The organism is Anaerolineae bacterium (assembly GCA_011176535.1).
GTDB lineage: Bacteria > Chloroflexota > Anaerolineae > Anaerolineales > DRMV01 > DUEP01.
Map to the genome: position 1 here is coordinate 1 of DUEP01000119.1, position 9495 is coordinate 9495.

The window sequence follows — 9495 nt, forward strand, 5'->3', positions numbered from 1 at the left end:
ACTTCAGCGTTCGCCTCTTTGGAAGAGCGTGGTTTATCCCAAGGTGATGTACCTGTATGATCTGGCTTGGAACGACTGCGATTTTTTGTTGAAGACCGACTTTCGAGGCAAAGCGGTGGCTTTGCAGTTGATTCGGAGTGTGGGAAGCATTGCGGGCTAATCTGGAAGAGGCTTTTGGCCGTGGAGTTCAGACCCCCGATGCGCGGCGAATTCTGCGCATTGCCTTGGATGAGGCTTGCGAGGCACGAGGATGGTATCTACGAGGTCGATATTTACTTCCTCAAGCGTTGCTCCGTCATCGGGTAGCCTTGCTGGATGAAGTCATTAGCCTGCTCCTGAGTAGCATCCGCCGCCCTTAACTCGCGATTCGCCATTCGCAACTTGCAATTCTTTACCTCGACACGTTTTGCTTCTAAGGAGCGTTTACCATGGCTGGAACGACTGCACCCCTTGACAAATCCCGCGAACCTGTGATCGTCGCGGCGGCGCGCACAGCGGTGGGCAAGGCTCGCAAGGGTAGCCTGGTCACCGTGCGGCCCGATGAGATGGCGGCGGCGGTCATTCAGGATTTGCTCCGGCGAGCCCCGGCGCTGCCGCCGGAGGAGATCGACGATGTGGTCTTTGGCTGCGCTTTCCCCGAGGGCGAGCAGGGCATGAATGTGGCCCGCATCGCCGCCCTGCGCGCCGGGTTGCCCCCCTCGATCCCCGCTGAGACGATCAACCGCTTTTGCTCCTCCGGCTTGCAGAGTATCGCCCATGCGGCTTTCGCCATCATGTCGGGGCAGGCCGAGGTGATCATCGCCGGCGGTACCGAGTCCATGAGTATGGTGCCTATGACGGGCAACAAGTTTGTCCCCAACCCTCATCTGGCCGTGGAGTGGCCCGGCGTGTTCCTCAGCATGGGGTTGACCGCCGAGCGCGTGGCGGAGAAGTACGGCGTCACCCGCGAGGACCAGGACAAGTTCGCCCTGCGCAGCCATCAACGGGCGGCCAAGGCCATCGCCGAAGGGCGCTTTGAGGACGAAATCGTGCCCCTGGAGGTGGAAATCCAGCAGGTGGGCGAGGATGGCGCGGTGCACAGCAAGCGTTTCATCTTCAAGGTGGACGAGGGGGTGCGCCCCGACACCTCTTTGGAAGCGCTGGCCCGCCTGCGGCCGGCCTTTAAAGTCAACGGCACGGTCACCGCAGGCAACTCCTCCCAGATGTCCGACGGCGCTGCGGGCGTGATCATCATGTCCCGCGCCAAGGCCGAGGCTTTGGGCCTTAAGCCTCTGGTCCGTTTCCTCTCCTTCGCCGTGGCCGGCGTGGACCCCGAAATCATGGGCATCGGCCCGGTTTATGCCGTGCCCAAGGCGCTGAAGTTGGCTGGTCTCTCCCTGAAGGACATTGGCCTCATTGAACTCAACGAGGCCTTTGCCGCTCAGTCGGTGGCCGTTATCCGCGAACTGGGCATGGATGAAGAGATCCTCAATGTGAACGGTGGCGCCATTGCTTTGGGTCACCCGCTGGGCTGCACTGGCGCTAAGTTGACCACCCAAATCATCTACGAGATGAAGCGCCGCGATGTGCAGTTTGGCTTGGTGACCATGTGCGTCGGCGGCGGCATGGGCGCTGCCGGGATCTTCGAGAACCTGTCGTAATCCCATCTTTTCAGGAGTTCAACCATGAGTGAGATCACCGTCAAGGAACTGATGGAGCGCATGCCCAAGGCCTTTTTGGCTGAAAAGGCCAAAGGCGTGGAGGCCGTGGTCCAGTACCACCTCACCGGCGAGGAGGGCGGCGACTGGGTGATCACCATCAAGGACGGCCAGTGCACCGTGGAAGAGGGCGTGGCGGAGAATCCCCGCCTGACCCTCACCGCCGACGCCCAGGACTACAAGGACATCATCCTGGGCAAGTTGGACGGTATGAAGGCCTTCATGCAGGGCAAGTTACAACTGAAGGGCGACTTGAACCTGGCCATGAAGTTGACTTCGTTCTTCAAATTGCGCTGATCTGAACGGAACACGAGCGCGGTCCGACCCGGAGGGCGGTTGCCTGCCCTTGGGGTGTGGCCGCGCCCGCGGGTCCGGCCCTGGGCAGGACCCCGGAGGATGGGCCGTTCCTTGGGGGACGGTGCCAACCCCGGGGTCCTGCTGTTCCCCGTCGCCCCGGCACATTTGACGCCCCCCAGCCTTCGGCGTAAAATGAAGGCATCCCCTGCTGAGGAGGTTGCCTATGGAAAAGCACATCATCGCCACCGACAAGGCGCCGCAGGCCATCGGGCCGTATTCCCAGGCTGTGCGCAGCGGGCAGTTGGTTTACACGGCGGGGCAGATTGGTCTGGAGCCGACCACCGGTGCGTTGGTGCCCGGCGGTGTGGAGGCGGAGACCCGTCAGGCGTTGACCAATCTCCAGCATGTTTTGGAAGCGGCGGGCGCTTCGTTGGCTACCGTGGTGAAGACCACGGTCTTTTTGCGCGACATCAACGACTTTGCCAAGATGAACGCAGTGTACGCCGAGTTCTTCACCGAGGGCTTTCCGGCACGGTCGGCGGTGCAGGTTGCGGCGCTGCCCAAAGGGGCAGCGGTGGAGATCGAGGCGGTGGCCTACATCCCCGAGTAGCCCATGAGCGCCCTGGTGTTGCTGGTGGACGACGAGCCCGCCATTGTGCAACTGGCCCGCATGTATCTGGATCGGGAGGGGTATCGCGTGCATGCGGTGCACGACGGTGAGGCGGCGTTGGAAGCGGTCCGGCGACTTAATCCGGATGTGATGGTGCTGGACATCATGCTACCCAAAGTGGACGGCTACGAGGTGTGCCGCCGCCTGCGGGCCGAAGACCACCCTATCCCCATCATTATGCTCACCGCCCGCGACGATGACATCGACAAGATTCTGGGCCTGGAGTTGGGCGCCGACGATTATCTGACCAAGCCCTTCAACCCGCGGGAATTGGTGGCGCGGGTCAGGGCCTTGTTGCGGCGGAGCGAGCGCTGGGGACGGACGGGCGACGAAGAGCGGCCCCAACCGCTGCGTTTAGGCAACACGGTCATCGACCCCGGCGCCCGTGAAGTGCGGGTGGCCGGTGAGGTGGTGCCCTTGCGTACCCAGGAATTCGAGTTGCTCTGGGTGTTGGCGCAACATCGAAACATGGTGCTCAGCCGTGAGCAATTGCTGCGGTTGGCCTGGGGCTACGACTTCGCCGGGCAGACGCGCACGGTGGATGTGCATGTGGCCCAGTTGCGCAAGAAGTTGCGCGGCAGTGACCTGCGCATCGAGACGGTGACCGGGGTTGGGTACAAGTTGGTCGCCTGAGCGGCCAGGGATGAGGCGATGCAAACCCTGCGCGGGCGTCTGTTTTTGACCTATGTGGCCCTGGTGGTGCTCACCCTGGGCGCGGTGACGGTGGGCTTTTTGTTGTATTTGTGGAACAACCCGGCCCTGGAACGGGAGACGGCCTTGCGCCTGCAACTGGCCGTGGGCGCGGTGACGCGCCGAAGCGCGGTGCTGCGCATCCCCCAGGGGCGCGAACAGGCGTTGCGGCGGCTGGCCGACGCGCTGGAGGTGCGGTTGTTGTTGTTCGATCCCCAGGGCCGTCTGGCTGTGGATACCGAGCCTGAGGTTCCCCTGACGCTATCCCTCCACCGGGAGCGCGGGCTGGCCCGCGATGCTCAGGGCCGGGTGTGGCTCTTCGCCGCGCGCCGACTGAAGACGGGCTGGCGGGTGGTGGCCGCGCTGCCGCGGCCTTCGCGTCTGCAGCCGCTGCTCAACCTGCTGCGAGACGATTTGCTGCCCCCCCTGGTGCAAACCGGGGTGACGGCGCTGGCCCTGGCGTTGCTGCTGGCCGTGCTGCTCAGCCGCTGGGTGGCCCGACCGTTGGGCCGTATGGCCCAGGCAGCCCGTGCCCTCGCCGCCGGGGAGCATCGCCCCATCCCGGTGGAGGGCCCCGCCGAGGTGCAGACCCTGGCCCGCGCCTTCAACGAGATGAGCCGCCAGGTGGAAGCCAGCCAGCGCTCACAGAGGGAGTTCGTGGCCAACGTCTCTCATGAACTCAAGACCCCGCTGACTTCCGTCCAGGGGTTTGCCCAGGCCATTCTGGACGGCACGGCCTCCGATCCTGATGCGGTGCGCCAGGCGGCTCAGGTGATTTACGACGAGGCAGCGCGGATGCATCGCCTGGTGCTGGATTTGCTCGACCTGGCCAGGCTGGACGCCGGCACAGCGGACCTGCTTCGCGAACCGGTGGACCTGGCCGCCCTGGCCCGCAATGTGGTGCAGCGGATGCAACCCCAGGCCCAGGCGGCGCAGGTCGCCTTGACGGTAAACGGCGTGGATGCGCTTGTGGTGTACGGCGACGGCGACCGCCTGGCGCAGGTGTTGACCAACTTGCTGGACAACGCGCTCAAACACACGCCTCCCGGCGGTGAAGTGACGGTGCGGGTGCAGGAGGAGGCGGGGTGGGCGTTGTGCGTGGTGCGTGATACAGGGCAGGGAATTCCGCCCGAGGCGTTGCCGCGCATTTTCGAACGGTTTTACCAACTGGATCAAGCGCGGCGAGGTGGAGCCGGACTGGGCCTGAGCATCGCCTATGAAATCGTGCGCGCTCATGGCGGCACCATCGCCGTGCAGAGCGAACCTGGGAAAGGCAGCGTTTTTGTGGTAAAACTACCCCGCGTTTCCTCCGAAGACCCCACCCTGATCGCCCTGCAGAGGGAGAAGGGAACCCGCCTTTGAGTCGCGTCCCTGGCGAGCGCCTGGCCGCGGACGGACAGAGCAACAACGCCTTCTGTGCGATCTCAGAGGGCTTGCCCTTGCGCCGACACGGTATCGCCGGTTTTCATCCACATTGTTGAGGTGAGTTTGTGTCCACCGAGCGACCCAGCGTGACAGTCATTGTGCCTTGCTACAATGAACGAGACACCATTGGCCTGTTGCTCGACGCACTGTATGGGCAAACGTACCCCCGCGAACGGCTGCAAGTGGTCATTGCCGACGGGATGTCGGAGGATGGCACGCGGGAGGTCATCGCTGCCTGGCAACAGAAACACCCTGATTTGCGGGTGCGCGTGGTGGACAACCCGCGGCGCATCATCCCGGCTGGGTTGAACGCGGCGCTGCGGGCGGCGCAGGGTGAAATCATCGTCCGCCTGGACGCGCACGCGGTGCCGGCCGAAGACTATGTGGAGCGCTGTGTGTGCCTGTTGGAAGACGGCCTGGGCGACAATGTGGGCGGCGTGTGGCGCATTCGCCCCGGCGGCCAGGGAGTCATCGCGCAGGCCATCGCTTTGGCAGCCGCCCATCCGTTAGGGGTGGGGGATGCCCGCTACCGCCACGCCAACCCCCCACCGGGCCCGGTGGACACCGTGCCCTTTGGTGCGTATCATCGCGCGCTCATCGAGCGCATCGGCTTTTACGATGAAACCTTGCTGACCAACGAAGATTACGAGTTCAACACCCGCGTGCGCCGGCACGGGGGCACGGTGTATTTGTGCCCAAACATTCAGGCAGTGTATTTCGCCCGCCCGCATCTGCGCGCTTTGGCCAGGCAATATGCCCGTTATGGCTACTGGAAGGCCCAGATGTTGCGCCGTCATCCCCACTCGCTGCGCTGGCGGCAGGCTTTGCCGCCCTTGTTTGTGCTGGCGTTGGTCGGATTGCCGGTGTTGGGCTGGTGGTGGCGTCCGGCCTGGGCTGTGTGGGGCGTGCAGATGATCCTGTACGGCCTGGCGTTGCTGGCTGTGGGCCTGCAACAGGCCTGGCGACACCGCCGCTGGGGACTGGTGTGGGCCGTGCCTGCGGCTTTGGCCACCATGCATCTAGCCTGGGGCGGCGCTTTTCTCTGGGGTTTGCTTTACCCCGCCAAAACCTGGCAGGAGCGGACGGTTTGATGGATTCTTCAACGCCTTCACTGCCCCGACGCCTGCGCCCCCGGGAACGCCTGACCCTGATGATTTTGGGCGACGTGCTGTTCGCGGGGGTGGCGCTGGTGGCTTCGTTGTATATCTGGACCTTCGGCACCCCGGATTTCTTGTTCCCCTTGCCGGGCCGAGTGTGGCGCTCCATCCCCCTCTGGTACTATCTGCTCCCCTTATTCTGGGTGGTGTTGTTGGTGGATTCCTATGACTGGCGCACGGCCAGTCACTGGAAGCGCACAGCCCGCGCCGTGGTCGTGGCCGCTGTGGGCGGCCTGGTCCTGTATTTGGTGGTGTACTTTACCTTCCCTCCGCGTTCTTTACCGCGCAAGGGGGTGGCCGGCTTTTTCCTGGTGGCCACGCTGCTTACCCTAGCCTGGCGAGGGTTCTTCATTCGGGTGTTTACGGCGCCCCCTCTGCTGCGCCGGGTGTTGGTGGTGGGCGCAGGCCGGGCCGGACAGACGCTGCTCAAAGTGTATCGCAAGATGCAGCCCCCGCCCTTCTTCCTGGTGGGCTTTGTGGACGACGACCCCCAAAAGCAAGATATGAGCCTGGATGGCTTCCATGTGTTGGGCACCGGCGAGGATTTGTTGGCCTTGATTCAACAGTATGCGGTGACCGATGTGGTGGTCGCCATTACCGGCGAAATCCGGGGCCGCACCTTTCAGGCAGTGTTGGACGCTTACGAGATGGGCGTGGAAGTCACGCGGATGCCCATTATGTACGAAGAGTTGTTGGGGCGGGTGCCCATCCACCATCTGGAGGCCGACTGGATTCTGCGTTCGTTCATCGACGAGGCCCGGGTGAGCACTTTTTACGAAATCGCCAAACGGGGGCTGGACATCCTCGGCGGCCTACTCGGCTCGTGCATTACCGTGGCCTTGTTCCCTTTTATTGCGCTGGCTATCTATCTGGAAAGCGGCAGCCCGGTGTTGTTCAGGCAGCTGCGTGTGGGCCGGGGGGGGCGGATTTTCTACATCCTCAAGTTCCGCACCATGCGTTCCGCTTCTCCCGACGAGGAGCAGGGCAAGTGGGCAGACGACGATGCCCACCGCATCACCAAAGTGGGCGCTTTCCTGCGCAAAACCCATCTGGACGAGTTCCCTCAGTTTTTCAATGTGTTGCGGGGCGAAATGAGCCTGGTGGGGCCGCGGCCCGAGCAGCCCAGTCTGGTGGCCGAGTTGGAGAAGCGTATCCCCTTCTACCGCGCGCGTTTGCTGGTCAAGCCGGGCGTCACCGGTTGGGCGCAGATCAACTACGGCTATGTGGCCACGGTCTACGAGACCGAGGTCAAGTTGGAGTACGATTTGTACTACATCAAACATCGGGGGATGTTGTTCGACCTGGTCATCATTTTGCGCACTTTGGGTACCATCATTGGAGGAAAGGGGCGCTGATGAGCCCACTGGCATTGGTCACCGGAGGGGCCGGGTTTATCGGCTCCCACCTTGTGCGCGGTCTCCTAGCCCGCGGCTACCGGGTGCGCGTGTTGGACGATTTTTCCACCGGGCGGCCGGAGAACCTGGAGGGGCTGCGCGGCCCCCTGGAGGTCCGGGAGGGAGACTTGCGCGATCCGCGGGTTCTGGCCGATGCGCTGCGAGGGGTGGAGGTGGTCTTTCATCAGGCGGCCTTCGTCTCGGTCCCGGCTTCCATGAAAGACCCGCTGGCCTGCCACACGGTGAACACCGATGGCACGGCCCGCTTGCTCGAGTTGGCCCGCCGGGCCGGGGTGGCCAAGGTGGTGCTAGCCTCCAGCGCGGCGGTGTACGGTGACGCGGACGCTTTCCCCCTGTGCGAGGACCTGCCTTACCGCCCCCTTTCGCCTTATGCGGCCTCCAAGGCGACCAACGAGGTCTACGCTCGGCTGTATACCCTGGCTTTTGGGTTGCCCGTGGTGGCGTTGCGCTATTTCAATGTGTACGGCCCGCGCCAGCGGCCCGACAGCCCCTATGCGGCCGTCATTCCCATTTTCATCCGTCGGCTGCTCGATGGCCAGCCGCCTACCGTGTTTGGCGACGGCACCCAACGCCGCGACTTTGTCTTCGTGGGCGATGTGGTGCGGGCGAACCTGCTGGCCGCCGAGCGCAGCGCGGCCGATGGCCAGGCGCTCAACATCTGCACCGGCGTGGAGGTGAGCCTGTTGGATTTGCTGGCCGTGCTGCGCGACCTGGTCCCCAACGCGCCGGAGCCTGTCTTCGCCCCACCGCGCCCCGGCGATATCCATCGCTCGGTGGGCGACCCCAGCCGGGCCGAGCGCCTGTTGGGCTTCCGCGCCCAGACACCCCTGCGCGAGGGTCTGGCCCAGGTGATGGCGTGGATGAGGAATACGGCGAAGGGAGAAAGGAAATGAAAGTCTCGCGTTGGTTGCCGTTCGTGTATGCGTTGTTGTTGCTTTGGGCAGGAGTGCATTATGCGGCCCGGATCGACCAGGCCTTGGATGTGGGATTTGCAGATGAAACGCACTACCTGGACCAGGGGCTGCGACTTACTTTTGAAAACATGCGCACCTTCCGCGCGCCTTTGTACGGAGTGTGGTATAAGGCCCTTTCTTTGATCGAAGACGACCCTATGGCGTTGTACGATGTCAATCTGCGGGTACAGGTGGTGTTGTTGCCCATTGCCCTCTTTTGGGCTTTGTGGGCTTCAGGGGTTCCACCATGGGCCGCTTTTCTGCTCGGTTGGGCGTGGCTGCTGGGGGATGCGAACCTGGAGCCCTGGCCGCGGGTGAGCGCGTTCGTATGGATTTTGATCCTTGGCGGGTTGGGTGTCTTCATGCGCTTGAAGCGCGACTGGCGGGGATGGGTGGTGCTTTTGGGCAGTGTGGGGTTAAGCATGTACGCCCGACCGGAGATGATGTTGGCCTTTGGGCTTCTGCTCGTGTGGGCCTTCTGGCGGGTTCCCCGAACTGAGCGTCGGGCTTTGCTTATCGGGTTGGGTATACTGAGCGTGTTGATGGGTTTGACTTTCGGCTCCCCTTATGAGCCTGGTCGTCTTTTTGGGGCCTTTGGGCAGCATTTTGCCTTTCGATGGAAAGATCGTTATTTACCCAACGGTTTGCCCTGGAACTATTGGGAAGAGGTGCTTCAAACGGCCTTTGGCCCTGAGGTGCATTCTCTGGCTGATGTTATCCGTGCTAATCCCCGCTTGGTTGTTGAGCATATTGCCGCCAATGCGAAAGACACCCTTTGGCGGTTGGGAAAAATGTTCTTTTCCCACACGCCTTATGTGTTCAAAAAGCGGCCTTTCATCGAAGGGGTGCTTTGGCTTAGCGTGGGGCTCTTGGGTTTAGGATGGTGGTGGCGTAGCAGGCGGCAGGTCGATTGGCGGCACTACAGGGATTTTGGGGTGGGGGTAGGGATTTTAGCCCTCCCCTCTGCCACCAGCACCGTGTTTATTTATCCCCGCTACCATTACCTTTTGGGTCTGGCGGTGTTGGGGTGGTATCTGTGGGGTGTGATGGTGTTGGGCTCGTTGTCCCGCAAGATAGAGCAAACTTTCCCCCGCTCCTCCTGGGCGTGGAAGGGAGGGTTGGCGATCAGTGTGCTGTTGTCTTTAACTACCCCCTCCGTAGTTTCTCACTTTGGCTTCCGCCCCCTTTTAG

Annotated in this window: 9 protein-coding genes; all 9 read left to right on the plus strand. The window is 62.8% G+C overall.

Features of this window, described 5'->3' with window-relative positions; genetic code table 11:
- Nucleotides 1-428 precede the first annotated feature (428 nt).
- Nucleotides 429-1640, plus strand: coding sequence for an acetyl-CoA C-acyltransferase (locus tag G4O04_10335; protein ID HEY58907.1), 1212 nt, complete (start codon nt 429-431; stop codon nt 1638-1640).
- A 24-nt stretch (nt 1641-1664) separates the two neighbouring features.
- Complete coding sequence (locus G4O04_10340) at nt 1665-1994, plus strand: SCP2 sterol-binding domain-containing protein (protein ID HEY58908.1); 330 nt, start codon at nt 1665-1667, stop codon at nt 1992-1994.
- A gap of 223 nt (nt 1995-2217) precedes the next feature.
- Entirely contained in the window at nt 2218-2604 is a 387-nt protein-coding gene (locus tag G4O04_10345) for a RidA family protein (protein HEY58909.1), read from the plus strand.
- 3 nt (nt 2605-2607) lie between these two features.
- Nucleotides 2608-3297 carry a response regulator transcription factor gene (locus tag G4O04_10350; GenBank protein ID HEY58910.1) on the plus strand — a complete coding sequence of 230 codons (690 nt, stop codon included), beginning with the start codon at nt 2608-2610 and terminating at the stop codon, nt 3295-3297.
- Between the two features lie 18 nt (nt 3298-3315).
- A complete protein-coding gene (locus tag G4O04_10355; GenBank protein ID HEY58911.1) occupies nt 3316-4716 on the plus strand; it encodes a HAMP domain-containing histidine kinase in 1401 nt (466 codons plus the stop codon).
- Nucleotides 4717-4844: 128 nt separating this feature from the next.
- Complete coding sequence (locus G4O04_10360; GenBank protein HEY58912.1) at nt 4845-5870, plus strand: glycosyltransferase family 2 protein; 1026 nt, start codon at nt 4845-4847, stop codon at nt 5868-5870.
- Entirely contained in the window at nt 5867-7291 is a 1425-nt protein-coding gene (locus G4O04_10365; protein HEY58913.1) for a sugar transferase, read from the plus strand. Before G4O04_10360 ends, G4O04_10365 begins: the two co-directional genes overlap by 4 nt.
- Entirely contained in the window at nt 7291-8244 is a 954-nt protein-coding gene (locus G4O04_10370; GenBank protein HEY58914.1) for an SDR family oxidoreductase, read from the plus strand. The genes G4O04_10365 and G4O04_10370 overlap by 1 nt, the downstream gene beginning before the upstream one ends.
- Nucleotides 8241-9495, plus strand: a 1255-nt coding sequence (locus G4O04_10375; GenBank protein HEY58915.1) for a hypothetical protein, incomplete at its 3' end; no start/stop codon positions are given. The genes G4O04_10370 and G4O04_10375, both read left to right, overlap by 4 nt.

Excerpts from the sequence above, each read along its gene's own strand:
- G4O04_10350 (HEY58910.1), top strand. The coding sequence starts at position 2,608 with ATGAGCGCCCTGGTGTTGCTGGTGGACGACGAGCCCGCCATTGTGCAA.
- G4O04_10355 (HEY58911.1), top strand. The coding sequence starts at position 3,316 with ATGCAAACCCTGCGCGGGCGTCTGTTTTTGACCTATGTGGCCCTGGTG.
- G4O04_10335 (HEY58907.1), top strand. The coding sequence starts at position 429 with ATGGCTGGAACGACTGCACCCCTTGACAAATCCCGCGAACCTGTGATC.
- G4O04_10370 (HEY58914.1), top strand. The coding sequence starts at position 7,291 with ATGAGCCCACTGGCATTGGTCACCGGAGGGGCCGGGTTTATCGGCTCC.
- G4O04_10345 (HEY58909.1), top strand. The coding sequence starts at position 2,218 with ATGGAAAAGCACATCATCGCCACCGACAAGGCGCCGCAGGCCATCGGG.
- G4O04_10340 (HEY58908.1), top strand. The coding sequence starts at position 1,665 with ATGAGTGAGATCACCGTCAAGGAACTGATGGAGCGCATGCCCAAGGCC.